The sequence below is a fragment of the Thermoleptolyngbya sichuanensis A183 genome, assembly GCF_013177315.1.
Classification (GTDB): Bacteria; Cyanobacteriota; Cyanobacteriia; order Elainellales; family Elainellaceae; genus Thermoleptolyngbya; species Thermoleptolyngbya sichuanensis.
In genome coordinates this window covers 88,567-113,701 of the sequence record NZ_CP053661.1, presented here as the reverse complement: position 1 = coordinate 113,701, position 25,135 = coordinate 88,567, and the positions used below count along the sequence as shown (strand labels likewise).

The 25,135-nt window shown below is 56.5% G+C and carries 19 protein-coding genes; 11 read left to right on the top strand and 8 right to left on the bottom strand.

The window, feature by feature from the left end; translation table 11 throughout:
* Positions 1 to 311: 311 nt before the first annotated feature.
* Positions 312 to 599 carry an RNA recognition motif domain-containing protein gene (locus HPC62_RS00485; protein WP_068508672.1) on the bottom strand — a complete coding sequence of 96 codons (288 nt, stop codon included), beginning with the start codon at positions 597 to 599 and terminating at the stop codon, positions 312 to 314.
* A 39-nt stretch (positions 600 to 638) separates the two neighbouring features.
* Between HPC62_RS00485 and HPC62_RS00480 the strand changes: the two genes are divergently transcribed.
* Positions 639 to 977, top strand: a complete 339-nt coding sequence (locus HPC62_RS00480; protein ID WP_172353279.1) for a hypothetical protein — start codon at positions 639 to 641, stop codon at positions 975 to 977.
* A gap of 165 nt (positions 978 to 1,142) precedes the next feature.
* On the opposite strand, the gene HPC62_RS00475 is transcribed toward HPC62_RS00480, so the two are convergent.
* Entirely contained in the window at positions 1,143 to 2,225 is a 1,083-nt protein-coding gene (locus HPC62_RS00475) for a DUF1517 domain-containing protein (RefSeq protein WP_172353278.1), read from the bottom strand.
* Between the two features lie 158 nt (positions 2,226 to 2,383).
* Positions 2,384 to 3,568 carry an aminotransferase class V-fold PLP-dependent enzyme gene (locus HPC62_RS00470; RefSeq protein WP_172353277.1) on the bottom strand — a complete coding sequence of 395 codons (1,185 nt, stop codon included), beginning with the start codon at positions 3,566 to 3,568 and terminating at the stop codon, positions 2,384 to 2,386.
* Between the two features lie 1,375 nt (positions 3,569 to 4,943).
* Between HPC62_RS00470 and HPC62_RS00465 the strand changes: the two genes are divergently transcribed.
* From HPC62_RS00465 to HPC62_RS00445, 5 genes are all read left to right on the top strand, one after another.
* Complete coding sequence (locus HPC62_RS00465) at positions 4,944 to 5,654, top strand: DUF1995 family protein (RefSeq protein ID WP_172353276.1); 711 nt, start codon at positions 4,944 to 4,946, stop codon at positions 5,652 to 5,654.
* A gap of 508 nt (positions 5,655 to 6,162) precedes the next feature.
* The gene (locus HPC62_RS00460; RefSeq protein ID WP_172353275.1) at positions 6,163 to 6,939 is read left to right on the top strand and encodes a metallophosphoesterase family protein; all 777 of its coding nucleotides are present in this window, start codon (positions 6,163 to 6,165) and stop codon (positions 6,937 to 6,939) included.
* Between the two features lie 232 nt (positions 6,940 to 7,171).
* A complete protein-coding gene (locus tag HPC62_RS00455) occupies positions 7,172 to 8,824 on the top strand; it encodes an ArnT family glycosyltransferase (RefSeq protein WP_172353274.1) in 1,653 nt (550 codons plus the stop codon).
* Positions 8,825 to 9,115: 291 nt separating this feature from the next.
* Complete coding sequence (locus HPC62_RS00450) at positions 9,116 to 9,649, top strand: cyclic nucleotide-binding domain-containing protein (RefSeq protein ID WP_172353273.1); 534 nt, start codon at positions 9,116 to 9,118, stop codon at positions 9,647 to 9,649.
* Between the two features lie 61 nt (positions 9,650 to 9,710).
* Entirely contained in the window at positions 9,711 to 10,532 is an 822-nt protein-coding gene (locus HPC62_RS00445; protein ID WP_172353272.1) for a SirB1 family protein, read from the top strand.
* Here the strand turns inward: HPC62_RS00445 and HPC62_RS00440 are convergent.
* A complete protein-coding gene (locus HPC62_RS00440) occupies positions 10,529 to 11,065 on the bottom strand; it encodes a cyclic nucleotide-binding domain-containing protein (protein ID WP_172353271.1) in 537 nt (178 codons plus the stop codon). The genes HPC62_RS00445 and HPC62_RS00440 overlap by 4 nt on opposite strands.
* A 572-nt stretch (positions 11,066 to 11,637) precedes the next feature.
* Here HPC62_RS00440 and HPC62_RS00435 point away from each other — a divergent pair.
* From HPC62_RS00435 to eno, 3 genes are all read left to right on the top strand, one after another.
* The gene (locus tag HPC62_RS00435; protein WP_172353270.1) at positions 11,638 to 13,074 is read left to right on the top strand and encodes a TldD/PmbA family protein; all 1,437 of its coding nucleotides are present in this window, start codon (positions 11,638 to 11,640) and stop codon (positions 13,072 to 13,074) included.
* Between the two features lie 179 nt (positions 13,075 to 13,253).
* Positions 13,254 to 14,591 (top strand): TldD/PmbA family protein, encoded by a 1,338-nt coding sequence (locus tag HPC62_RS00430; RefSeq protein WP_390820400.1) that lies wholly within the window; start codon positions 13,254 to 13,256, stop codon positions 14,589 to 14,591.
* 403 nt (positions 14,592 to 14,994) lie between these two features.
* The gene (eno, locus tag HPC62_RS00425) at positions 14,995 to 16,278 is read left to right on the top strand and encodes a phosphopyruvate hydratase (RefSeq protein WP_172353268.1); all 1,284 of its coding nucleotides are present in this window, start codon (positions 14,995 to 14,997) and stop codon (positions 16,276 to 16,278) included.
* A gap of 75 nt (positions 16,279 to 16,353) precedes the next feature.
* Here the strand turns inward: eno and HPC62_RS00420 are convergent, their stop codons facing one another.
* Positions 16,354 to 17,241 carry a tRNA (5-methylaminomethyl-2-thiouridine)(34)-methyltransferase MnmD gene (locus HPC62_RS00420; RefSeq protein ID WP_228721679.1) on the bottom strand — a complete coding sequence of 296 codons (888 nt, stop codon included), beginning with the start codon at positions 17,239 to 17,241 and terminating at the stop codon, positions 16,354 to 16,356.
* A gap of 65 nt (positions 17,242 to 17,306) precedes the next feature.
* Positions 17,307 to 17,831 (bottom strand): acetolactate synthase small subunit, encoded by a 525-nt coding sequence (gene ilvN, locus HPC62_RS00415; RefSeq protein WP_172353267.1) that lies wholly within the window; start codon positions 17,829 to 17,831, stop codon positions 17,307 to 17,309.
* Positions 17,832 to 18,215: 384 nt separating this feature from the next.
* On the opposite strand from ilvN, the gene HPC62_RS00410 reads away from it, so the two are divergent.
* Entirely contained in the window at positions 18,216 to 20,912 is a 2,697-nt protein-coding gene (locus HPC62_RS00410; protein WP_172353266.1) for a putative PEP-binding protein, read from the top strand.
* A gap of 209 nt (positions 20,913 to 21,121) precedes the next feature.
* On the opposite strand, the gene HPC62_RS00405 is transcribed toward HPC62_RS00410, so the two are convergent.
* Positions 21,122 to 21,304 (bottom strand): YqaE/Pmp3 family membrane protein, encoded by a 183-nt coding sequence (locus HPC62_RS00405; RefSeq protein WP_068508908.1) that lies wholly within the window; start codon positions 21,302 to 21,304, stop codon positions 21,122 to 21,124.
* An 842-nt stretch (positions 21,305 to 22,146) separates the two neighbouring features.
* Between HPC62_RS00405 and HPC62_RS00400 the strand changes: the two genes are divergently transcribed.
* Positions 22,147 to 22,566 (top strand): phage holin family protein, encoded by a 420-nt coding sequence (locus HPC62_RS00400; RefSeq protein ID WP_172353265.1) that lies wholly within the window; start codon positions 22,147 to 22,149, stop codon positions 22,564 to 22,566.
* Between the two features lie 165 nt (positions 22,567 to 22,731).
* Here HPC62_RS00400 and HPC62_RS00395 read toward each other — a convergent pair whose 3' ends face one another.
* Positions 22,732 to 24,531: a GMC oxidoreductase gene (locus tag HPC62_RS00395; RefSeq protein ID WP_172353264.1), complete on the bottom strand. Its 1,800-nt coding sequence runs from the start codon at positions 24,529 to 24,531 to the stop codon at positions 22,732 to 22,734.
* Between the last annotated feature and the right edge of the window lie 604 nt (positions 24,532 to 25,135).

Below are 25,135 nucleotides of genomic sequence, written 5' to 3'. Positions count from 1 at the left end.
ACGCCAAGGCGTGGGTTAAGCCCGGCAAAAAAATTGCTGCATGGCATTGCCATGCAGCAAGCTATACCTATGAAACACTCATGAAACCAAGCCCGAATTCAAGTTGCCGACAGAGCCTTCACCGGACGGAGAGTAGCCTCTTGGCAAAGGTGTCTGAAGCCATTGCAGCAAACCAGTGCCCAAGTCTTTCAAAAGCCAAAGACTCAAAGCTCTAGGCTGACGGAAACAGACTACACCTATGAAAAAACTCCAGAAGACCTGAAGTTGAAAACCGATCTATAGGTATAGAGAGAATTAAGAATTAGAAGAACCTACATTCCACCGTTGCGGGGTCGTCCGCCACCGCCACCGCCGCCTTCGCGAGGCTTGGCCTTGTTGACTCGAATCTCACGACCGAGCCACTCAGCACCGTCTAGATCGGCGATCGCCTTGTCTTCCTGTTCCTCGTCTTCCATTTCTACAAAAGCAAAACCTCTTTTTCTGCCAGTTTCGCGGTCGGTCGGCAAGCTCACGCGACTCACCTTCCCATACTCGGCAAACACTTCACGCAAATCTTCTTCGGTAGCCTGAAAAGACAGGTTTCCAACGTAAATAGTCACAATCCTCTCCAAACCTAATAACGCGGGGGGGCTCGTTCGATGGATAAACCCGCAACAGCAAAGCTGACACGCCTTAGTCTTCCATTAATCGAACGCTACTTCGCTGTCATCATAGCTGATCTATTAGTAAATGGCAGTAGCATGTCAGCAAAACGTATATATCTTTTGCCAAAAATTCCTAATGGGTGCTATGAGTACAACACCACTTTGTTTTTATCAGACTCTAGGAGTTGGGTCGGGCTTGCCCTGCATTGGCTACAGTCCTCTATCAGTAGGGCTGATGAAGATGTTACAGAAAGTTTTTCTGTGCCAAATTGGGCGATCGCATTTTGTATTCTAGGCAACATTAAAAACCGTCAAACTTTGGAGGCTGCTTGACAAATCAGGGCTGATTCTTTGTCGAGCGATGTAATCTTAGAACCCAGCTTCAACCCCGTTTCCTAGTTTTTCCGCTCGGCTAACCTAGCTAGGCGTTCGGGTGAGCGATCGCCTTTTCTGCCACTGTCTTGTTACTGTCTTACTTGTTATTGTCTTATCTCCCTCCTAAATCTGCATCAGATCAGGATAGCTAGCCACAAGTTCATCGCGGCTGAGACTAGAAGACTCGTCCTGCGGGGCCCATAGCAACTCATAGATCAGCAGGTAACTGGGCGGCAGGCTACCCAGGCGGCGTAGTGCAGCCGCTAGGGCTTCGGTCGAGCGGATTTCGCCAAACAGGGGGCGATCGTCTGCTGTGCCCACCAGCAGCGTCACCACGATATAGGCAGCGGGATCGCTATCAAGCGGCTGAGACGTGGCCTGCTGGCGCACCCGCCCGCCAATGTTCACCAGCGTTTCGGCGCTCAGCTTGCTGCGCTCAGCCAGCGACAGTTGCTCAAACAGGCGCGACCCCGCTTCTCGGCTCTGGACGGTTTGAGAGGTGGCGCGAACGTGCGTCCAATATTCGGGCGATCGCAGCAGCGCCAGCACCGTTTCTCGCAGCAGTTCTGACAAGCTCTCCTGATTGCCCCAGTTGGCCTGTTGCGCCAGCGCATTTAGGTCTCGCTGCAAGTCCCGTGCCCCCGCCAGCAGCCCGATTTGAATTTGGGACACCGTTACGATGTCGTTGTATAGCTCACGGGTTGACCCGGCTGGGGCGGCTGTGCTGTTGCCGCTCGACCCTGCCCGCACGTAGTTCAGCACCACAGGCAGCAGCGCAAACCCGACGATCGCCAGAATAAACACAAAGCCCAGATCAAACCCGCCGCCGCCCACAGGCACGACCACCGTTGGCGATGGGCGGTAGCCATAGTCGGGAATCGGCACGAACACGGGCCCCGGAATAGGCGTGGGATAGTAGCCGCCACCAGAGGGCGATCGCGGCATGGGGCGAGGGGCAGAAGGGGCAGGTGACGACCCAAATCCGCCACCCCGGGCCCGTCCACCTGCCACGGCTCCTTCCATGAGTGCCTCTGCAGTCAGCGCCGACCCGCTCGATTCCACCTGACTCAGCGCAGGCGGGTGGAGTATCTGACTGTGGGCATAGCGCGGATGGGGACGGCTAACGCTGTAGAGAAAGGCGACACTAACGACCAAAAGCAGGGCAGTGGTCAATAACAGGGCACGCAGAGGACGATTCTGCTGCATGGCAAATCTCCGGGAAATCGAGCAATTTCAAGGCTCTGGGGCATTAGAACTGGAGCATGGCTAGGATAGCACGCCCTCTATTCTGGCTGGTGTGCCCCCGGACTGAACTACAGCATTTGTAATAGATGTAATAGATCCCCTGGGAATGAGCTTGGGAATTAGCGAACTAGATGGGCGATCGCCCCTAACAGCCGCTCAATTTCCGACTCTAGCGTGAAATAGTGAACGCAGGCGCGAATGCAATCCGGATACAGCAGCATTCTCAGCAGGAATCCATTTTGCTCCAAAGTCTGAACTGCCTGAGCATGGCCACCATCTGCAAGCTGGAACGAAACCAGACCTGCTTCTGGGGGGGCAGTCCGCAGGCAGGAAACCTGCGGCAGTTTGGCCAGACCTTCCCACAGGAGCCGACTGAGATGACAGATGCGACGATAGCGATCAGCAGTGCTGCCCCAGCGTTGATGAGTGGCGATCGCCTCACTCATCGCTCCGTACAGGGGAACATCCGAAGTCGCCACTTCAAACCGCCGCCCGTCCGGCAGCCAGTCGATGGGGTTGCCCTGTGCATCTTTCGTCACGCCGCGCCAGCCGATGAAGGTGGGGCGCAGGTCGGCCAGCGCGTTGGGTGAAACGTATAGCCCTCCTATCCCTGCTGGGCCGCACAGCCACTTGTGCCCCGTAAAGGCGTAAAAATCAGCGGCGATCGCCCCCAAATCCAGCGGCAACACACCGACGGACTGCGCCGCATCCACCAGCACGCGCACCTGCCCGCGCCGCCCTGCATAGCCATGACACAGGGCCACAATCTCTGCCAGTGGTAACACCTGACCCGTGTTCCACAAAATGTGGCTGATCACAACCAGCCGGGTTTCGGGGCGGAGGTGTTGGGCGATCGCCTGCACCGGATCGCCATGATTGAGGGTGGACAACAGCGGGCAGATCGACACTGCCAGGTCAAACCGTCGGGCCAGTTCCCGCACAATACCCACCACGCCGGGATGCTCACAGTCCGACAGCAAGATGTGGTCGCCTGCCTGCCAGTCCAGCCCCCACAGGGCAATGTTGCAGCCGACGGTCACATTTTCAGTCAGCGTGAGCGTGGTGGGGGAAATCTGGAGTTCAGCGGCGATCGCCCCCCGCACCTGCTGCATCTGCTGATGAGCCCAGGCATTGACCGTGTTGGAAAACGGCCCGTGGGTTTGCATATATTCATGCCCAGACGAAATTTCGGCGATCGCCCCCTGAGGCATCGGGCCCTGTCCGCCATAGTTGAAATAGCACTGGGTAGACAATGCCGGAAACTGCTGCCGATGTTGTGCTAGGGATGAGTCCAGATTCAGCATTTCAGTTGTGTTGAGAGCCTTTTGTAAAGACTAGGACTGGAAAAAACGAAGGCGTGAGAGTCACCCTCCCACGCCGCGCATCTTCAAAACTATAATGACCTCACTAGTCATGCAACTATGCCTGCGATCGCCGTATTCTAGCCATCGCGATCGGCTATCCAAAAATCTGCTTTCAGGGCAGCCGATAATCTCTACAAGTTCTGACCGATGCTTGAGAGGGTTTTACACTCCAGGATGTGCTTTTAGGCTGACTGAAGGGAGGCTTTTTCCTGGTGCGAAACCTGGAAAAAAGATGCTAGAGCCTGTCCTAACCCTGGTTTCGATAGCGTTCTTCTGGCTGATATTGCCGACAAAGGCATCGCTCTAGATGCTGCACTCGATAAAAGCGTGAGAATCGATGAATGTCTAAGATAATAGGGCTATTCCGATCGAATACGCGCTGATTCAGGTAATGCCAGAGAACGGAGGAGAAGAAAGATCTGGAAGTCATAGGTCAGCAAACAGCTAAAAGAACTAGGGGTTTAGCAGACGAATGGAGAAACGTCAGGGAATAACGTCACCGAGGGAAAGTTCACCAGACCTCATTCGGCAAGCTGTTGCCAACACTGGAACCGCGACGGTCTAGCGGTTCTAGGGCAGCAAACAATTGCCTATCTGGTGCCTATCTGGTGCCTATCTGGTGATTGAGCGTTGCATACTTTAAGCGTTCCCACATCACTGGAGGAATCTCCCACGTCACAGAAGTTCACAAGTGGATACTTGTTTTCGTGCGATCGCAGCAAAAATCCGCCTGGCTATTCCAGCCGCACGGTCTGCTAGAACTGGGTTCCAGCCCTCCTACAAACCGATTGTGTTGAATAGCCTTGGCGCACACATCCTCCACCACGTAAATCTTAAAGAAGCCTTAAGACTCAATAAAACTGTCGCCAGACGGAGAATGCCCATCCCTTCAGTTACCTTTTCATCAGCTTAGGAGAGATTTCGGGACGGGACAGGGACAGATCTTTCACCGTCCGCTGACTACCACTTGCCATCGCTTTCGCTATACACTGGGGCTTCTGCCAACGATTTTGTGAATTTTCGTATATGTTCATTTTGTTGATTGGCTTGGATCGGCATTGATTGGCTTTGATTCGCTAGATCGTTCCTGCGTTGATCTGAACTTGTTTCTAAGGCGGGATGTGCAACTTTGCCGTCCTCCTCACCCTTTTCTGGTATGCCGAAGGCTTTAAGCCTGCTCCCAGAGCGGGAGAGGGGCTTCGAGCCTCTTTTGCTCCCCTTCTCCTGACTTGGGAGAAGGGGGTGGGGGATGAGGGTAGATTAGAAAGTCGCACATTGTGTTTCTAAAGCAACCGACTTGTTTCTAAAGCAACCTATGACCCAGCTTCCAGATTCTCTAGACGAGGCGATCGCCCAAGCGGTGCAATCGACCGAAGCCGCGATCGCCGATGGGCTGACTCGCCTTCAGGTAGAGCTATTGTTTCCCGAATTGCCTATGATGCCTGTGGCGCAAGCGTTTGTGGCCGGTTTTGCAGAACGAGGCAGCGGGCTACGGGTGTTTTTCCCCGATGCAGGGGCGGCTGCCCTGGCCCGGCGCGACTGGGGCGAGGTGCCCTACGCGGTTCGTGGCATTGAGGATGTAAAAACCGAGATTCAGCCGGAGGAAACGCTGATTCTCTTTATTCAGCCGTCTTCGGTGGAGGTGGGGAAGGTCGAGGCGCTGTGTCAGCAGGCGGGCGATCGCCCGGTGGTGTTCTTCAACCCCCGGCTAGAGGATGTAGCAACCATCGGCATTGGCTATGCCGGACGGCAACTCCGGGAGCGATTCCTGAACCAGTTCCAGCCCTGCTACTCGATTCGTCCGCTAGAGAACGCCGCCGTGTTTCGCGCGTATCCCGCACTGTGGCAGGTTTGGCTAGAGCAGGACGAGACGTATCAGCTTGTGGCTGAAGAGGCGCAGCGCCCTGCTGGAGAAGCGCTAGATACGATTCTGCTGCGAGCGATGGGGCAGGAACCCAGTTCGCCCGTCCCCAATCGGGGGTTGTTTGCGGAGTTGCAGCGGTTTTTGCGGGCCCTGAGTCAGTAGCGCCTCTGGAAATCACTGGGCAAGCTTCATGGGAACTTGTCAAAAAATTCACGGGCGATCGCGGCGAAAGATTAGCCTCTCTGGGCATAATGAAAGAAATACCCCCATTTTCCACCCATTTGGGATGCGCTGGGTATCGCTCTGATAGCAGCCTCACTCATCAGAGCGGGTCAAAAATTCCTTGCCCATCTCTGGTTCAGTTCTGGTTTAGTTTAAGTCTGTGAATCGCTGTGGTACGAAGGCTGGGCGGAGTGCTGATCTGCTGAGCGTGTTTCTGGCTCCGGAGGAAGATCGGTTTAGGCTGTATCTGTCTTTATGGAGCGTTTTTAGAAGTCCTTGCTTTGCCTCGCTGATCGCTTGGATTCAGATGAATGCTGAGTCAAAACGAAGAGTTCTTAGCGTTCAGCGCGTTCAGCATTGCCATCAGGGTGTGTCAGGGCGTATCAGGCAAATTCGAGCTTTGGTTTGAGCTTTGGGTGGTCTAGCCAATAGATTAGGAAGGTTTGCGGTGGGCAATCGGCGCATTTTTATTGGAGACGTACACGGGCACTATGATGGCTTGATGCGCCTGCTAGAGGTGATCGCCCCAGACGCAAGGGATCAGGTCTACTTTCTTGGAGATCTGATCGATCGAGGGCCCAAAAGCGCGCAGGTGGTTTCCTTTGTGCGGCGGCAGGGCTACGTTTCGCTGCTGGGAAACCACGAGCAAATGCTGCTAGAGGTCATGCCCCACGGCAAGCTCTCCTATCAGGCGCTACAGGCGTGGCTATTTAGCGGTGGACAGACCACGATGCAGAGCTATGGCAAATCTGACGACCTGCTGATGGAACATGTGACCTGGATGCGATCGCTCCCCACCCACCTCGACTTGGGCGACATCTGGCTGTCTCATGCAGGAATGCACCCCGCCCTGTCCGTCGCCGACCATACTGCCCAAGAATATTGCTGGGTGCGCGACGAGTTTCATAGCATGACCCGTCCCTATTTCCCCGACAAGCTCATTATTACTGGGCACACGATTACCTTTACGTTGCCCAACGTGCCGCCAGGGGCGATCGCCCAAGGGCAGGGCTGGCTTGATATCGACACTGGAGCCTACCATCCCCGCAGCGGCTGGCTCACCGGGCTGGACCATACCCACCAGCGGGTGTACCAGGTGAACGTGCAAACTCAGGAATCGCGAGTGCTGCCCCTAGCAGAAGCCTCTGTGCAAATTGACCCAGCCCGCGTGATGGCTCGCCGCCGCCAGCCGATGACCCTGGAGGCGCTGACTAAGCCTGTATAGCGCCGTTGTGTAGTCCGTTTGTAACCCGTTTGTAACCCGGAGCCAGCAGCGTTTTGCAAGCCCCGCCTGTCTGGAATTTCCGTAGGACTTACGCAGTTGGGCAATTTCTCGCGGGCGCAGCCCGCGAGAAATTGCCCAACACCCAGAGAGCTTATCGCAAGTGCGTAAGTCCTGTTCCGATTTGGGACAATCTCGGTGTCCGAGGGCGTGCCAATGTTGCGATAATGCTGGCATGTCTATTCTGAGCCACTCCGGTGCCAAAGCCAGTGCCTATCCCATCCGGCAAGATTGGGTATGGATAACTGCGCTGCTCATTGTGGCGCTGCTGCTGATGACGGTCAACCTGGGTAGCGTGCCGCTGCGCGATTGGGACGAAGGCACCGTCGCACAAGTGGCGCGGGAGATTTGGCGATCGCCCCCAGAAGCGCGGGCCTGGCTGTTTCCGACTCTGGGCGGTGAACCCTACCTGAATAAGCCGCCGCTGATGCACTGCCTGATGGCGATCGCCTATGGCATCGGCGGGGTTAATGAGTGGACTTCTCGGCTGCCGGGGGCGATCCTGACCGCGCTTTCGGTTCCGCTGCTGTACGCCATTGGGCGCGAACTGTTTCCTGGTCGCTTGCCCTCGCTGCTGTCGGCGCTGGTGTATCTTACCTGGCTGCCCGTTGTTCGCAACGGTCGGCTGGCAATGCTGGACGGGGCGGTGCTGTGCTGGCTGCTGCTGCTGGTGTGGTGCGGACTGCGATCGCGTCGAGACACGCGCTTTGCCCTGGGGATCGGCCTCAGCTTGGGGCTGATTTGCCTGACCAAAGGACTGATGCTAGGGCTGCTGCTGGGGAGTATTCTGCTCGTTTTCTTGATTTGGGACACGCCGCGTCTGTTGCAGCAGCCCTATCTGTGGGCGGGTATTGCCCTGGGCAGCGCTCCGGTCGCCTTCTGGTATGCAGCCCAGTGGGGGCACTATGGCAGGGAGTTTCTGGGGCGAAACCTGGTGCAGCAGTCCGCCAGCCGCATCTGGAAGCCCGTCGAGCAAAATGACGGCCCGCCCTGGTATTACCTCCTAGAAATTGTGAAGTATGGCGTGCCGTGGGTGGTGTTTTTGCCAGCGGGGATTCGCCTAGCGCAGAATAATCTGATTTTTGGCTGGGCAAAGCTGGCGCTGGTGTGGAGCGGTCTCTATTTTGCCGCCATTTCCCTCATGTCTACTAAGCTGCCGTGGTACGTGCTGCCGCTGTATCCGGCGCTGGCGCTGCTGGTGGGGGGCAAACTGGCTGACCTGTGGCGGGAGGGACGGCAGGTGGGCGTGCGGCAAATGCCAGGAGAGGGCTATTCGCCTCTCTGGTGGCAAGTTTTGGGCGGGCTGGGGCTGTTGGGCTGGATTGGGGCGGTGTATCTGGGATGGATTCAGCAGCCGCGCGAGGTGGATGTGGGGATTGTGATGGCTACGCTGGCGGCGGCGCTCACGGTGGCGGCGATGCTGGTAAGGCGGCAAAATCCGCAGTTTATCGGCGTGCTGATCTGGGGGATGTACCTGTCGCTGCTGCTGCTCATGCTGACTCCCCACTGGCTATGGGAGTTGGCGGAGGCGTTTCCGGTTCAGCCTGTGGCGGCGCTGGTGCGATCGCACACCCCGGCTGGAGAAACGGTTTATAGCTCCTATGGCGATCGCCGCCCGTCTTTGGAGTTTTATAGCGATCGCCGGGTTTTGCCGGCCAATGCCGAGCGGCTGCAAAAGCTATGGACGAACGAACCGCAGGTTTATCTACTGCTAGACGAGGCGGCGCTGAAGTCTTTGGAATTGCCCCAGAAACGGGTTTTGGGGCAGGCAGAGGGATTTACGCTGGTGCAGCGGGTGCGCCCGCCTGTGCAAACGCCGCCCCTATGATATTCGGCGATATTCAGCGATATTCGGCATCGCATTAGGGAATCGCCCAAAGAAAATCTCCAGAAAAATTCCCCGAAGAAATTCCCCAAAGAAATTCCCCAAAGTCGCTATGCTGAGGGAATATGGCTGAAAACGGGTTTATTCGTTCGTTCAACAGGTTTAGGACTCACGAAGTGGAACGATTTTTCGAGGTGTCGCCCGTGAAAAATCGTTCAAAATCCAAAAAACTTATCGCAAGTGCGTAAGTCCTGAGGTTAATTTTTAACAGGATTCTATTAGAAACTGAAGGGTATGAAAAAAGCGTTATATCTACTGGCGGCAATTAGCGATCGCGACTTTGAGTGGCTATTGCAGGCAGGGAAGCGGCAGGGCGTGCCCAAGGGATCGGTGCTGATTTCTGAAGGACAGCCGATCGACGCGCTGTATGTGGTGCTGAGTGGGCGATTTGTGGTGTCGGTGGCTTCGCCAGATGGCGATCGCCCCATTGCTGTGCTGTCCTCTGGTGAGGTGTTGGGGGAAATTTCCTTCATCGACTCGCGCCCGCCCACAGCGACGGTGAGAGCGGTTGAAAATTCGGTGGTTTGGTCAATTCCCCGGATGCAGTTGACGGCTAAACTGTCGCAAGATGTCGCCTTTTCGTCTAACTTCTATCGGGCGCTGGCGGCCTTTTTGAGCGATCGCCTGCGAACGACGGTCAGCCGATTGGGCTATGGGGGCGACTCGCCCAACGTGCCCGATGATGAATCGCCCGACCACCACAATCCCCAGGTGTTCGATAACCTGGATCTGGCAAAAGCCCGCCTAGAGTGGCTAGTGACGCATTAGCCCAGTGATGCATTAGCCCAGTGACGCATTAGCCCAAATGTGACCTTCCCGGCGTTGCCCTATGGATTTCCCGCCAGCGCGACAGCGGTTCTACCAAGAGATTCACCAGCCCGATGAAGCCATCGACTTGGCACGGGCCGCACTGTATATCGCACAAGAAGAATATCCCCCGCTCGACCCGGAAGAATATCTCAACGCGCTGGACGTGATGGCCGCAGAGGTTGAAGAGCGCTTGCCACCCGAACGCTATCCGCTGCGGGTCATCCAAGCGCTGAACCGCTATCTATACGAAGACCTGGGCTATGTGGGCAATGCCGCGCAATATTATGACCCGCGCAACAGCTACCTGAATGACGTAATTGAGCGGCGGCGGGGCATTCCGATTACGCTGTCGCTGGTGTATCTGGAAGTTGCAAAACGAGTTGGCTTCCCGATGGCGGGTGTGGGGATGCCCGGTCACTTTCTAATTCGCCCGACCGTGGCAGATATGGATATACTGATCGACCCATTTCATCAGGGTGCAGTGATGTTTGCTGAGGACTGTCAGGAGCGGCTGAGCCAGGTGTATGGGCGGTCTGTGGAACTGCGCCCAGAGTTTTTGCAGCCAGTCAGCAATCGTCAGTTTTTGGCGCGGATGCTGACCAATCTAAAGATGATTTATTTGAACCAGGAAGATCTGCCGCGATCGCTCTCTATGGTCGAACGTATCCTGATGCTGTTTCCCGATGCGCCCCAAGAACAGCGCGATCGCGGCATTTTGTACTATCACCTGGGTCGCTGGCCGGAGGCATCGCTGGATCTAGAAGCCTATCTTGACCAGGTTCCCACCGCCAGAGATGCCAAGTTGATTCGTAATCTGCTGGCGCAAATGAGCGGTTCTTAGGTCTGCCCCGCTGACTGAACCTGAAGCTGATTCAGCAGGCGCTCGAACCGCAGTTGGGCGATCGCCACGCCGTCTTCCTGGGAAACATGACCGTTGGCGGTGGGTTTTGCGCCCTCGTCGCCTAGCTGCTTCACCGTGCCCCGCAGTCGCTGCGACAGCAAAATCGCCAGCGCTCGATAAAAACGGCAGCCAAAGCCTTCATCCTGCTGGAGCTTTTCGGCGAGTTGGGCGCGAGGAATCGCCAGCACCGTAGAATCTTCCAGCGTTTGCACCGTCGCCGAAGGTGGGCGCGAGTCGATAAACGACATTTCTCCCACCAGCTCGCCACTCGATAGGCGAGCGATCTGTCGGCCGTCCAGCGCCGAAATCGACACCACCAGCGTCCCATCCAACAAGATATAGAGCGTGTCTACCGGATGCCCCTCGTAAATCAGGACGCTGCCCGCGGGCACCTGTTGCTTGCGACCGACCTGCACGAGCCAGTCAATATCGCGATCGCTCAACTCACCCAGAATACACAGAACCTTTTGCATGGGCTGCTTCCTTGATAATCTTCAATCCCAAATCGCGGTCATTTACAACAGATGATCAGAGCCATCGCTCTGCCACCAGTAGAAGCACCCAAACCGAACTCGGCATCGAACCTTGAATAGCTGTGTGCGACTGGTCAAAACAGCCTTAATCTGCTGGTTTGACCTCAGGACTTGGCTGGCTCCAGGGTTGTTGCCCTAACCAAACTCTGTAGTCGAGAGAGGCTTGTGAGTATCAATTTCTCACGTGTTTCTACATCTTATACTGAGGTGGCAGGGTGAAATCCGCAGAAGACCTTAAGGTTCTTCGTAAGGGCTTGACGAATCGAGCCATGCTGGTGCGAGAAATTACATGAATCTTGCTGTGCTGAACCCAGGTGTGGGCTGAGAAACATTCAGCTAGAAAATTCAGCTACTATGCAGTCAGATATGCTGTCAGATATGCAGCCAGACGCTTTCCTTCCCCTCTAGGCTGTCTAAATGGTTCGCTGGGCAGCGGGGCATTTCGGCGCGGGTCGAGCCTTCTGTCCCTTGACTGCATCAATCCTAATGAATCCTGAAACCCTGACAATTCTATGATTTCTGATCTGCAACATCTGCTCTCTACCCTAGACCTGGATGCAGACTGGATTGGACTCCGGGCAGTCAGGGAAACCGCTGCCAGTTGCTATGTCCGCGATGGGCTGCCAGAGGGCAATGCCAAGTCGCTGAATCAGGGCGTGATGGTGGAGGTCATGGCGCAGGGGCAGATTGGCTATGGAGCAGTCAATTCCTTTCAGCCGGAACAGATCCGCGCGGCCGCTAAAACCGCCTATCAGCAGGCGATCGTCGCCAGCCGCTGGGGCATTTATCCCGCTACGCCCGCCATTCGTCCCAAAGTGGTGGGGCAATATGCCTCGCCGTTTCAAAAGCCGCTGAATGCCCTCTCGCCAGGAGAGATCAACGAGCTGCTTGTGCGCCTCTGCAAGACGCTGAAGGTTTCGGAGCAAATTGTGCAGACGCTCGCCGTTGCCCGTCACGAAACCGTGGATTCCTGGTTTGTCAGCAGCAACGGCTCTGAGGTGTATCAGCAGTTGTCACTGATTGAAACGCACTATGGGGCGATCGCCCAAGACGGCCCCATCGTGCAGCAGCGCAGCAACAACGGCCACCTGGCGCACTGCTATCAGGGCGGCTGGGAGCTATTTCTAGATGACCAGCTTTGGAGCCGCGCCCAGCACATTGGCCAGCAGACGGTCGAACTGCTGACGGCCGAGGAATGCCCCACCACCCGCACCACGCTCGTCCTCGCTCCCGACCAGATGATGTTGCAAATTCACGAAAGCGTTGGCCATCCGCTAGAGCTAGACCGCATTCTGGGGGATGAGCGCAACTACGCGGGCGGCAGCTTCGTGAAGCCGTCAGACTTTGGCAGCCTCTCCTATGGCTCCCGGCTGATGAATGTTACCTTTAACCCTGCCGTGCCGAATGAATTTGCCAGCTACCGATTTGACGACACGGGCGCACCCGCCAGTCGGGAATACCTGATTCGTGAAGGCGTGTTGCAGCGGGGGCTAGGCAGCCTGGAAAGTCAGGCGCGGCTGGGGGTTCCGGGGGTGTCTTGTGCCCGTGCCTCGTCCTGGAACCGCCCACCCATCGACCGCATGGCCAATTTGAACCTAGAGCCAGGAGAAGATTCGCCCGCCGCGATTATCGCCGACATCGAAGAGGGCGTGTATATGGAGGCAAACCGCTCCTGGTCTATCGACGATCAGCGCTACAAGTTTCAGTTTGGCTGCGAATATGCCAAGCGCATCGAAAACGGCAAGCTGACCAAAACGCTGCGAAATCCCAACTATCGCGGCACGACGCTCGACTTCTGGCATCGGCTGAGCCGCATTGGTAATTCAGAAACCTGGGAAATCTACGGCACGCCCTATTGCGGCAAAGGAGAACCCAACCAAGCGATTCGCGTGGGTCACGGCTCTCCGGTATGTGCCTTTGAAGAGGTGGAAGTGTTTGGCGGTGGCTGATTTGACGTTGGACAGTTTCGTGAATGAGCAATTTTGCAGGGCTTTTGAACAGTTGGCCTTTAGATGGCTTTTGAATGGCTGTTAAACGGTCAAACTTGGACGGTACTACGCTAGAGGTTAACGTGACGCATCTCAACCTTGAAACCACACCTGAAACCACACCTGAAACTGGAGCGGCGATCGCCCTAGATGCGTTAGAAGCTGAGTTTTCTGACCTAGCAGCGGCGATCGCCGAGCGGCTATTGCCAGAGGAACAGTTCACGCTGGGGCTAAATGCTGAACAGAGCCAATTTGTGCGGTTTAACCACGCCCGCGTGCGGCAGACGGGCGGCATTGTGGATTGCCAAGTGGGGCTGACGCTGATGGCAAACCAGCGCACTGCGTCCTGGCGGTTTCCGCTGACGGGCAATTGGGACACAGACTGGGCGATCGCCGCCGATGCGCTGGCCGACCTGCGGGCCGACCTGCCTCATTTGCCGATCGATCCCTATCAAGTGTTGCCGTCGGGCGATGCCACCAGCCGCGACGTGCATCACGGTTGCCTGCTCGATCCAAATGCCGTGGTGGATGCTGTGCTGCCGGAGGTCGATGGGCTGGACTTTACGGGCATCTACGCGGGTGGGCGAATGCTGCAAGCCTACGCCGACTCGGTGGGGCAGCGGCACTGGTTCGCCACGGACTCCTTCTCGCTGGATTATTCGCTGTTTACCGCCGACGGGCAGGCTGTGAAGGGCACCCTAGCAGGCAGCGAGTGGGATGCGGCTGCCTACGCCGCCAAACTGGCGGATTCCAAACAGCAGCTTGAGCGCCTCGCCCTCACCCCCAAACCCATTCCCAAAGGCGGCTATCGGGTTTATCTGGCTCCGGCGGCGCTGGCTGATATTGTGGCGATGTTCTCCTGGGGCGGGGTCAGTGAGGCATCGCTCCAGCAGGGCGAAAGTGCCCTGGGCGCGTTGCAGCGGGGCGATCGCACGCTGTCTTCTCAATTCACCCTGCGCGAAAACTTTGCCTCTGGTCTGGTGCCCCGGTTCAACCACCTGGGCGAAATTGCCCCAATGGAGTTGACGATTATCGACCAGGGCAAGCTTGTTAACACGCTGGTCAACTCGCGCACCGCTAAGGAATATGGCAAAACCGCCAATGGGGCAAACAGCGCCGAATCGCTGCGATCGCCCGAAGTGTGTCCCGGCAGTCTGCCTGCTGCCGACGTGCTGACGGCGCTGGAGACGGGGCTGTACCTGTCTAATCTGCATTACCTGAACTGGAGCGATCGCCCAACCGGCCGCATCACGGGCATGACCCGCTACGCCTGCTTTTGGGTGGAGCAAGGCGAGATTGTGGCCCCGATTGAAAACCTCCGCTTTGACGAAAGCCTCTATCGCTGCCTCGGCGACAACCTGATTGCCCTGACGCAGCAAATTGAATTTATCGCCACTGTGGACACCTATGAGCGCCGTCGCCTCGGCGGAATGTGGGTTCCCGGTGCGCTGGTGGAGGACTTTACCTTCACGCTCTAGCGGGCGGTCGATCCAGCATCAAACGCTGAAGGGGTCGGCAAGTCTTTCCGGGCGGGGCCGCCGCCAGCGACCGTTTGGACGAAGCTTAGACCTTTCTGACTCGTATCTTTCACAACATGGCAAACTCAGCGCTCTGGCTTAGACTAGGCGCTAGTTTTTGCACCGTTTCACAGCAGTAGGACTTACGCAGTTGGGCGATTTCTCGCAGGCTGCGCCCGCGAGAAATCGCCCAAGACCCAGAAAGTTTATTGCCAGTGCATAGGTCCTGAGCAGATTAAAACACTCCAAAAGCTTTGAGAGAAATTCGGCTTCTTCTGGTTCAATGCTATGGGAAGCGCAACGTGTAACCTTCACGTCCATTTACGAATTGCGAATTCACGAAATTATTTGAGGATTAATCATCATGGCGGCGATCGCATCCATTAAAGCCCGCGAAATTCTCGACTCTCGCGGCAACCCGACGGTAGAAGTAGACGTGACGCTGGACGATGGCGGCTTTGGGCGGGCGGCAGTGCCTTCTGGCGCTTCGACGGGAACCCGTGAGGCCCTGGAACTGCGCGACGGGGACAAGGGCCGCTATGGGGGCAAGGGCGTGCTGAAGGCGGTGGCAAACGTGAACGGGGCGATCGCCGACAAGCTCAAGGGAGCCGATGCGTCGGATCAGAAGGCGATCGACCAGACCATGCTGGATATGGACGGCACCGAGTACAAGAGCAATCTGGGCGCGAATGCCATCCTGGGCGTGTCGATGGCGGTGGCGCGGGCCGCGGCCGATTCGGCAAACCTGCCCCTCTATCGCTATCTGGGCGGTGAAGCCGCTGTGCTGCTTCCTGTGCCCTGCTTCAATGTGCTAAACGGCGGGGCCCACGCCGACAACAGCGTAGACTTTCAGGAGTTTATGATTGCGCCTGTGGGTGCCCCCAATTTCCGCACGGCGCTGGAAATGGGGGCAGAAACCTATCACGCCCTCAAGTCGATCCTCAAGGGCAAGGGCTATAGCACGGGCGTTGGGGACGAAGGCGGCTTTGCGCCCAACCTGAAGGCAAATGTCGAGGCGGTGGATTTGATTCTAGAAGCCATTACGAAGGTGGGCCTAAAGCCCGGTGACGACATTGCGCTGGCGCTCGATCCCGCCGTTAGCGAGATGTGGCAGGAGGACGGCACCTACATCAACTTCAAGTCCGACAAGGCCATCCGCACCACAGAAGACCTGATTGCGATGTGGGAAAGCTGGGTAGCGCAGTATCCCATCGTGTCTCTAGAGGACGGTCTGGGTGAGCAAGATTGGGAAGGCTGGAAGGAACTCACCAAGCGTCTGGGCGACAAGATTCGGCTAGTCGGCGATGATGCCTTTGTGACCAATCCCACCATCATCAAGCAGGCGATCGCCGACGGCGTAGGCAACTCGTCATTGATCAAGGTCAACCAGATCGGCAGCGTCACAGAAACGCTAGATGCCATTGAGCTGTCTCGAAGTGCTGACTACACAGTCATGATCAGCCACCGCTCTGGCGAAACTCCGGACGACTTCATTGCTGACCTGGCCGTTGCAACCAATGCGGGTCAGATGAAAACGGGCGCACCCTGCCGGGGCGAGCGCCTGTCGAAATATAACCAGCTTCTGCGGATTGAGGAAGATCTGGGCGATCGCGCTCAGTATCCTGGGCTTGCGGCCTTCAAGAAGTAGGCAAAAGGGGCATTTTTCGGGTGTGACACGCCTGAAAAATGCCTGGAAAATGCCTGGAAGATGCCTGGAAAATTCCTAGACAATGCCCCATCGCCGCCGCCAGCTTGTGGTTGATTCCAGCGGAGCCTGCTGTTGCTCTTGCTGATGTCGCGTCAGGATGGCGGCGGCGCTGTCGCTGAGGCTGGGGTCGCGGTAGGGCACGGCGGCGCGGGTGTGCAGATGCTCTTGCTCCATTGGCGAGAGGGGCAGCAAGCCATCGGACGACCAGGCGGCCACCGTGCCCTGGGACCATTCGTGGGGTCGGCGTGCGGCTCCGGCGGGCAGAGGAATATTGCCAAGGTGTAGTCCCGCTGCCTGCATTGCCGCCCGCACCGAGGCCGAACGCGAATAGGTGGCTAGAACTCCCGTCGGACTGAGGCATGTCGCCACCTGCGCGAAAAACTCCACCGTCCACAACTGGGGGCAGCGGCGCGGCGAAAACGGGTCAAAGAAGATTGCGTCCGCCTGGAAGTGTTGTGCCACCACCTGCCGAATGGTCTGTCGTGCGTCGCCGATCAGCAGGCGGGCGCTGAGTTGGAAATCTTGGAATTCGGACTTTTGGGCGATCGCCCTCAGCACGTTTTGCACCGGGGGCGACCAGGCGGCGAGTAGATCCGGGGCGATCGCTGCCTGGGGAACAGTCGGGTCTAGCTCTAGGGCGATCGCCTCCACTCGACAGGTCGGATTTTCTGCCCACACCGTTTCCAGCGCAGCGGCCGTGTTGTACCCCAGCCCGTAGCACACGTCGAGCAGGCGGATCGGCGGCGAATCGGATTCCGTAAACTGCCGGGCCAACGCCGCCAGCCGCGTCACCTGGGCAAACTTTTCAAACGCCTCGGCTCGTGCCCCCAGCCGACTGTGAAACGCTTCGCCAAACGCTTCCGAAAAAAAAGTAAAAGAACCGTCTTCGGTGCGCTGGGGCACCCAAGCTAGTTCGTTTGGCAGTCTGTCATTCGGCTGCAACGCTCGTCAACCTAGCAAAACGACCGCTAGACCCGCGCTTCCATCGACTGGAGCTTGAGAAACTCGGTATTCACACCCGACTCGCGCACCAGCGCAATCTTGCCCGTGCGGGCCACTTCGCGGATGCCAAAACGACCAAGCTGCTGCACGATCGCCACCATTTTGCCGGGATCGCCCACCACTTCTAGCGTCAGCGAGTCTTCGCCCACGTCCACCACCCGCGCTCGGAAAATCTGCGACAGTTCAATAATTTCTGACCGGGTGACGCTAGTGGCGTTGACCTTGAGCAGCATTAGCTCTCGCTCGACGCAGGGCGTTTCGGTAATATCCTGCACTTTGAGGACATTGACCAGCTTGTATAGCTGCTTGGTCAACTGCTCGATAATCGAGTCGTCTCCGGGGACGACCATCGTGATCCGCGAAATGCCAGACTGTTCCGCCGGGCCAACCGCCAAACTTTCGATGTTGAACCCCCGTCGGGCAAACAGGCCCGCAATCCGGGTCAACACGCCCGCTTCATCTTCGACCAACACAGAGATAGTATGCTTCATGGGATGCGATGGGACTGCGAACCGCCGCCGGGGTTAGCGTTCGGGACTTGGATTAAACCGGGACTTGGATTAAACGTAGTATTTATCAATGGATTTGTGCTTATCAATTTTAGCCCGACCCATGCGCCCTATTCCTGTCTGAAAGTTAAGGGATTGCGAGAATTTTTGCACCAGTCTATCCAGAGCGAATTCAGAGCGTATGATGAAAAGATGTTAAGAAACACGGGAACGCAGTCTCATCCGCGTTCTAGATCACCCGTCTTAAATCACTTGTCTTAAATCACTCGCTTAAGTAACCCGTCTTAAGTAACCCGTCTTAAATAGGTTGACAGACCCCTCTACCAAGCCTTTTTCGCAACTACTCATCTCAAATGGCGACGGCGTATGCATGGGGACGCACTCAAAGACCTCTACGGGTTGGGGCAGATCCAGCCGGCTGACCGAACAGAGGTCGGAGACAAAGCCTATTATTTAGGACTGCTGGAGCAGCGGGGATTTCCTGTCGTGCCGGGGTTTGTGGTAGGGGCGCGAGTGCTGCGGCAGTTTCTGTCAAGTTTGGACTGGCAGGAGCCGCTATTTGCGGATTTGCCGGATTCGTCGCTGCATGTGGATGTCGATCGGCCGCAGCAGCTTCAGGCGATCGCCCAAAAGATCCGTCAGTCCATCCTCTCTGGGCCGCTCTGGGACGACTGGCTGGCGGAGGTCGAGGCGCGAGCGCAGCAGTGGCAGTCGCCGATGGTCGTTTTGCGACCGTCGCTCGGTCTGGCGGCAGGACTCGACCCGACCTTTAGCGGGCGGATGCGGGGGCTATTGGGGTCGCAAATTTGTGAGGCAAGTCGAGGGGCGATCGCCCTGGCGTTGCGGCTGGTGTGGGCAGATTTGTTTCGGGCCAAAAGCCTATTCGTCTGGCAGCGATCGCGCCTCCAGCTTCATCAGCTTCATCTGGGCGTGCTGGTGCAGCCGATTCAGGATGCGATCGCTGCGGGAACGGCTTGCGTGAGTCCAACAAGCTGCGAAACTCAGTCGATTTGGGGGCTGGGGGCCGCTCTAGCGTGGGGAGAACTGGCTCCCGACCGCTTTTTGTTCACTCATCCCCCTGCCATCCACATGCCTCCAGCCAGCCAGGAACCTGCCGCAGCGGAGCCTGCCCCTCGAAACCTGCTTCCGGTGGTTCGGCAGGTGCATCCCAAGCCCTATTGCTATCGGCTGTGTCAGGAGTCGTCTGCTTCTGCCCACAATGGCCTGCGGAGTTCTGTTTCGGGTTTGCGGATCGAACTGCTAGAACCGTCCCAACAGCAGCAGCCCAGCCTGAGCGAAGCGCAACTTCAGACATTGCTCGCACTGTCGCGCCAGGTTCAGCAAACCCTTGGCAGCAGCGTCGATCTAGAGTGGATGCTGGGGCCGCTTGAGTCCAGTGAACCGCCTCAGTTTCAACTGACTCAGCTCAATGTGCTGTTTCCTCGTTCGGTGGCGGCGGCTCCGGGGTCATCCGCTATCGCAACGGTTCCGGTGAATAACGCTCCAGCGAATAATGCTCCGGCGAATAACGCTCCGGCGAATAATGCTCCGGCGACTGAACCATTGCCATTGCGTGGGCTGGCAGCAGCAACGGGTCAGGTTTCGGCTCAGGTCTGGGTGGTGGAGGATCTGAGCCAGGTGCCGCCAGACTTTCCAGCAGGGCAACTGCTGGTGATGTCGCATGTGCCACCGAGGTGGCTGGGGCTGGTGCAGCGGGCGGGTGGCATTGTGACAGAGCAGGGTGGCATGACCAGTCACGGCGCAATTTTGGCGCGGGAAATGGGGATTCCGGCAGTGGTGGGCGTAGCGGGGGCGACGCAGATCTTGCGGACAGGCGAATGGGTAACGGTAGATGGCGATCGCGGCTTGGTGCATCGCCTGCGAACTTCGCCAGAGGGGGGGCGGGGGGCACTCCATCCAGAAATATCCCCAGAAGTATCCCCAGAAGTATCCCCAGGAATATCTCCAGAAATATCCCTAGACAGGGTTCCAGAAATTGCCCCAGACATGGCTCCAGTGTCTAGGGTTGGACTGGATTCTCCAGCGACCGACCCCCCGCCGCCCCGCACCCGCACGCAACTGCTGCTGGCGTTGGGGCAGGCTGCCGATCTCGATGCGATCGCAAACTTGCCCAGCGAGGGGGTTGGGCTGCTGCGGGCAGAGCATCTGCTGATGCCGCTGTTGCATCAATTGGCGAGCCAGACCAACCGCGGGAGAACGATTCCGCCGATTCCTCAAGCTGAGATAGAGATAGCTGAGATATCCGCGATATCCGCAAACTGGACTGGCCCGTTTCCGGCAGAATTCGGCAAGGAAGCGGCCAAGGAAGTGGCAGAGGCGATCGCCCAAAAAATCCTTCCCGTTGCCGCCGCCTTTGCGCCCCGCCCGGTGTTTTATCGGTCGCTCGACGTGCGATCGCAGGACTTGCTGGGTGCTTTCTCCAGTTCCCAGCCCGGTTCTCCGGAGCCAAACCCAACCCTGGGAATGCACGGTGCCTTTAGCTACAAAAACAGCCCCGCCTGGTTTGACGCGGAGCTTTTGGCGCTGCGACAGGTGCAGCAAGCTGGCTATGTCAATCTTCGACTCATTTTGCCCTTTGTGCGCGGGGTCGAAGAGGTGCGCTTTTGCCGTCAGCGGGCGCTGGCGACCGGGCTAGGGGATACCCCCGACTTTCAGCTTTGGATCATGGCAGAGGTGCCATCGGTGCTGTTCTTGCTGCCGGAGCTAGTGCAAGCAGGGGTGCAGGGCATCGCCATTGGCAGCAATGACCTAGCGCAACTGCTGCTGGCGGCCGATCGCGACCTGCCGCACTTCTCCGAGGCGTTTCCGCCGCGCCACCCTGCTGTGCAGCGTGCTATCCGGCACTTGGTTCAGACGGCTCGCCACCTCGGCATTCCCTGCACCCTCTGCGGCGAATTGCCCGGTCAGCACCTTGATTTGGTAGAAGAATGGGTGCGCTGCGGAATCACCGCGCTCTGCGTTGCGCCCGGTGCAGCCCGCAGCGTGCAATGGGCGATCGCCCGCGCCGAAACCGTCATCGCAGAGCGCGAACTGCTGGGATGAGCGCGAACTGGAGTAATTAACTGGGGCGATCAGAAGTTGCAATCAGACGAGATGCAGGCAGACGGTGCAATTCGGTGCAATTCGGTGCGATTAGTAAAGTGCAGCTAGAAAGCGACGGAGTGACGGAGGCGCAAAATCGCTTCAGCAACTTGCTCTAGCCCTCCAACACTCCAATCACTCCAATCACCCAACGCTACTCTTGCGTTCGACTACACTTCCTGATTTAGCTTTTCCTCATGCTTCATCACGGCCCAGAGTCCGTGAATTGCACCCGGCACAAAGCCTAGAAGCGTCAACAGGATATTGATCAGTAGCGTGGAGCTGAAGCCATAGGTCAGATACACGCCGACGGGGGGCAGCAGAACCGATAGGAGAATGCGTACTAATTTCATAAGCCACCTACTCAATCAAGGGAAACGGGAACGTTGCTAGAGCAGTTGTATGAACCTGTGGCCCATGATTTTAGAGCCAAGTTCAAGACTTCAGAAATCTAAAGAACTTTGAACAACAGGTGCAGTGAACTGTACTTTTCTATAGTAGCGAACTATTATCTTTGGAAACGATTCCAAAAGTAGATTTAGTGGGTAAAATCCGAACCTGAATGTTACGGAGATCACATTCATTGATTTCGTGCTTATTCGTTTCTATTTCTTTTCTATTTCTTTAGAAATGGACAAGAAATAGAAGGTCAGTATTCTCTTATGTCAAAGGTATGTCGAAGGTCGGAAATTACCCTTTTTGGCAGTTCGGCTGCGAATGATGAATGTGCTGAGTTTTACATTGTGGAGTTTTAAGTGGGGTTTTAATATCTGTCGAGATTCATCGAGCGATCGCCCAAAAAACTCTAAACTGCTTGACTGGAAAGCTTTTTGAGCTTTGCTCGACAGGCGGAGCGCAGAGAGTTAAGGGCGATAAGCATAAATTTTGACCGCGTGTAATTTAAAACAGGTCGTATTTTCTAAATCAGTTGAGTAGAGATGTCCATAAAGACAGGTGCTTTAGTGTGAAATTAATCGGTACTATACTGAATCTATGGGATGAAGTGACGTGAATGGAGTGAATCAAACGTTCACTAGTCAATGGTTATCTACGCCAGTTATCTGTTTAGTGATTCATCCTGTTGAACTATTGCGATCGCAGGATGTATGAGATAACAAAAAGCATTAGTGAAACGACGGTTCACAGATTCGATGAAGGCTTCAAGTTGTTTTGATTCAACCTGGATGGAACTGCTATGTTGGGATACTTGTTGACGACTCTGATTACAGCCCTGAGCCTGCTGGTGGTAGACATCGTAGTGCCAGGGGTGACTTTGGCGAACTTTCCCGCTGCCCTACTCGCTGGGGTGTCGATTGGTGTGGTGAATACGCTGGTAAAGCCTGTGCTGTCGCTGCTGTCGCTGCCGATTAACTTCCTGACGCTGGGCCTATTTGGCTTTGTGGTCAATGGGTTCTGCTTCTGGCTGGCATCGCTGTTTGTGCCTGGATTTGCGGTCAGTGGGCTGCTGGCCTTCCTGCTGGGGCCCGTGGTACTCACCTTCGCCAGCACCTTCCTAAACCGCTACTTTGCTGAGAAGGAAGCTGCTAAGACGCTGAATGCTGGCTCTACGCCTGCGGTGAAGCTGGAAACGAAAGAAGTTGAGAAGGCAAGCTAGACTGCTGTTCTGGCAAGGGGTGAAGCGATGAGTGGGGGCGATCGCCCTCCCTGCCTCCCCAATTCGAGGATTCGCGATAAAGCTGAAAAGCGGGATGGTTTGAGGCGCTGTGCCTGGCTGTCCCGCTTTTCGTTCCCAACTGTATTAAGTCTCCAACTCGAATCGCTAAACCAGCGTCACCTGCTTCAGATGCTCCGCCAAACGGATGGCCATTGCTGCCAGCGTCAGCGTTGGGTTGGCGGCGGGCGATGAGGGAAACACCGACAGATCGCAAACATAGAGATTGTCGTACCCCAGAAACTTGAGGTTGGTATCCACCACGCCATCGTTGAGCGCTATACCATCCTGTGTTTCGCCACTCATTCGCAGCGTGCCAACTTCATGGGCAACGCCGCCCAGTCCGGCGGGCTTGAGGCTGAGGTCGTTGCCCACTAGCGGCTGTCCTCCCAGCGCGGCAATCAGCTGATCTTTGAGCCGATTCATCTCGGCAAACAGCGCCCCCTCCACCGGGCAGGGCTGCATCTGCACCACAGGTCTGACGTAGGACGGGCCCAACTGCTGCACAGTATTTTGCTCCATCAGCGGCGCATCCAGCAAAAACACGATTTCGCAGAGCATGACGTTGCCCCGCTCGCGCCGATGTCGCTCCAGCAGTTCCAGATCTACATAGCGCCCCTGGTTAAAGTCGGCCCCAAACTCCAGAACAATGTTGAACGGATTGGGCCCTTCGCGATACTGACACAGCACCTTGCTGGAAGACGTGGGGTCGTAAAGTTCTGCGGTGGCAGGCAGGACAAAATGCGTGAAGAAAATGGGATGGTCGGTGATGCCAACGCCGATTTTGCCGTTTGGGTCGCTGAGCCTGCTGAGTTGGGCGATTTTGGCGCTTTCGATCGTCCCTGCGGCAAGCACCACCTGCTTTGCCTGATAGCGGCGCTCTTGCTGAGCAATCAGGTCGTAGGCAACCACCTGCGTCACCGATGTGCCCGCCGTTTCCACCCGCACCACGGGATGGTTGAGGTTGATCGAAAGGTTTTGGTTGCCTTGGGGGCCATTGGTCAGCATCGACTCCATCAGCAAATCCGCCGTGGAAAACATGCCCGTGGGAATGGTGCTTAGGTCTTGCGTGTTGGAATATTGCACCGCCATTGGCGCATCGAAGTGGTTGAATTGGTCGAGGGTCTGCTGCAAAAAGCGCTTGACCCGGCGGCGATAGGGCGTGGGGGGCAAGGGCACGCGGTTCATCAGGTCTTCGGCCTTTTGATAGCCGCCGTCTTCTAGGAACCAGCGGACGCTACGGGGCCAGGACTCCATTTCCCAGGTGGTCATGCGCGGAATCAGCCCGCCCCAAAAGAGCGATCGCCCACCCAGGCTAAAGGCTTGCCCACCGTCGAACTGAGAGCCATAGCCGTTGGCGTAATTGGTGACTTTGAATTCGTCGTAGAGGCTCCAGACGTGCTTGTCAAACTGACCAATGCGGTGCTGGCGCGGCAGGTTGGCGGTGTGGGTGGGAAATAGGTAGCTGCCCGCCTCCAGCACCAGCACGTCCATTCCCCGGTTTGAAAGCTGATCCGCTAGGATGCCGCCGCCAATGCCAGAGCCAATCACAATCACGTCAAACAGGTGCGCCTCGTCCAGGTTGGGCGGAAAGAACATCTGCTGGACGTGCCCATTTTCCACCACCATTTCCTGAATCGGCGGAAACTGGATATCCGGCTCTTGATAGAAAAAGTTGCTGCCTGCTTGGGGCTGAATAAACCGATCGGCTCCGGTCATCCAGTAGGTGCGCTCCAGCACAAACTTGAACGTGAGACCGTTGGGATACCGGGCTTCGGGCAGTTCAAACCGCCATTCGCCGCCGTCGTAGATGCCAGGGAGGTCTTTGTCCCAGCCGTCGATGTTATTTCGCAACGTGACCAGGCGATCGGGGCGATAGTTGACGGTTCTAAAGCGGATGGTAAACATGGGGGCTTGTTTCCTCCAGAGAGATTGCGTAAAAAGAGAGCGCTAGCCAGCGATGAACCCTTTCATGCAGATCTCCAGCGCGATCGCCCCACAATCCCGAAAGATAAGATAACTCTATGTCAAAAAGCAAAGACATTGGACCTGCTTGACTGACAAAACAGGTTAAAGCTGGAACGAAAGCCAGGAGGGAAGCAGAGCTTGATTTAGCTGAGAAGTAACTACAAAATAGTCAAATCAATGTCACCTACTTCCCGTCTTTATGATGCGTTGAATGTATGATGCGTTGAGTGATTTTCTGCGTCTATGTGACATTCAGTGGCAGGATGCTCGCCATCTGCAAACACTTTGCTGGATGATCATTGGCATGATTGGAAGCCAAAACGTTCATCTCAATGGATTTGGGGTGTATGTGAGTAGTCGCGCTCAAATGGCTCAATCCCACCAACGCCGGTTTCGCCGAAGGTCAAGCACGGGAAAATTGTCAACATTCATGCTCCCGATAAGTATGTTTTTGGTCAAAATGTTCATGAAGCCGTCAGCCTGCTGCTGAATAGTCTCGTCGTCTCCAAACCCGGAAAGCTAGAATTTTTGGTCTGTCGAAATC